The sequence below is a fragment of the Hwanghaeella sp. LZ110 genome (genome assembly GCF_048892525.1).
GTDB lineage: Bacteria > Pseudomonadota > Alphaproteobacteria > UBA8366 > Aestuariispiraceae > Pacificispira.
Window position 1 is genome coordinate 1 of the sequence record NZ_JBLZHT010000022.1, and the last position, 1,732, is coordinate 1,732.

1 protein-coding gene is annotated in these 1,732 nt (G+C 61.4%); it reads left to right on the forward strand.

Annotated features, from left to right (window positions below; genetic code table 11):
- Positions 1 to 1,732 (forward strand): beta strand repeat-containing protein (locus tag ACOSDM_RS20005; RefSeq protein WP_420726305.1); only part of this gene is annotated, 1,732 nt, incomplete at both ends.

Below are 1,732 nucleotides of genomic sequence, written 5' to 3' on the forward strand. Positions count from 1 at the left end.
CCGGCGTCGCTGATGCGCCGACCCTCTCTACTGAAGCAGCAAGTGGTTCTGAAGATACAGCCATTGCCCTGGACATCTCCTCGGCACTGACCGATGACAGCGAGACCTTGTCGGTCGAGATCAGCGGCATTCCAGACGGCGCAGTCCTCACCGCCGATGGTGAAGCCGTAACGGTCACCGATGGCGTTGCGACGCTGACGCCGGCGCAACTGGCGAACCTGACGATCACGCCGCCTGCCAACAGCAGCGATGATTTTGACCTGACTGTTACCGCGACCAGCACCGATGGCAGTGACACCGCGACGACGACAGCGACCCTGCCGGTCTCTGTGACCGGTGTTGCCGATGCGGCGACTGTTGCAACAGCGGATGCGGCGGGCAGTGAAGACACCGCCATTGCGCTCAATATCGATGTCACCGGTGTGCAGGATGGCGATAGTGCTTCCATCACGATCAGCGATATCCCAGCTGGGGCAACCTTGTCTGCGGGGACTGTCAATGAGGATGGCTCTGTCACCCTGACACCTGCTGAACTCGAGGGGCTGACGATCACGCCGGCGGCTGACAGTGATGCAGACTTCACCCTCTCTGTCGCGGTGACCACGACCGATGGTGAGAGTGGCGATACCAGCACCGTTACCGATACGATGGATGTCACCGTTGATGCGGTAGCCGATACACCGACGCTCTCTGTCGATGCGGCAAGCGGCAGTGAAGACACAGCCATTGCGCTGGATATCTCCTCTGCCCTCACCGACACCGATGGGTCCGAGACCCTGTCTGTTGAGATCAGCGGTATCCCAGACGGCGCAGTTCTGACGGCAGATGGTGAAGCCGTCACTGTCACCGATGGCGTTGCGACGCTGACGCCGGCGCAACTGGCGAACCTGACGATCACCCCACCTGCCAACAGCAGCGATGACTTTGACCTGACCGTTACCGCGACCAGCACCGATGGTTCAGACACCGCGACAACGACGGCCACCCTGCTCGTCTCAGTAACCGGCGTAGCCGATGCGCCGACGCTCTCTGTCGATGCAGCAAGCGGCAGTGAAGACACAGCCATTGCCCTGGACATCTCCTCGGCACTGACCGATGACAGCGAGACCCTGTCTGTTGAGATCAGCGGTATTCCCGATGGCGCGGTTCTGACGGCAGATGGTGAAGCGGTCACTGTCACCGATGGTGTCGCGACGCTGACGCCGGCGCAACTGGCGAACCTGACGATCACCCCACCGGCGAACAGCAGCGATGACTTCGATCTGACCGTGACCGCGACCAGCACCGATGGCAGCGACACCGCGACGACGACCGCGACCCTGCCGGTCTCTGTGACCGGCGTTGCAGATGCCGCGACTGTTGCAACAGCGGATGCGGTTGGATCGGAAGATACAGCCATTGCGCTCAACATTGATGTCACTGGTGTGCAGGATGGCGACAGCGCGTCTATCACCATCAGTGATATCCCAACCGGAGCAACCTTGTCTGCGGGGACCGTCAATGAGGATGGCTCCGTCACCCTGACGCCAGCGGAACTCGAAGGCCTGACGATCACGCCGGCGGCGGACAGCGATGCGGATTTCACCCTCTCTGTTGCGGTGACCACGACCGATGGTGAGAGTGGCGATACCAGCACCGTCACCGACACACTGAATGTCACTGTTGAGGCCGTTGCGGATGCGCCGACGCTCTCTGTCGATGCGGCAAGCGGCAGTGAAGACACAGCCATTGC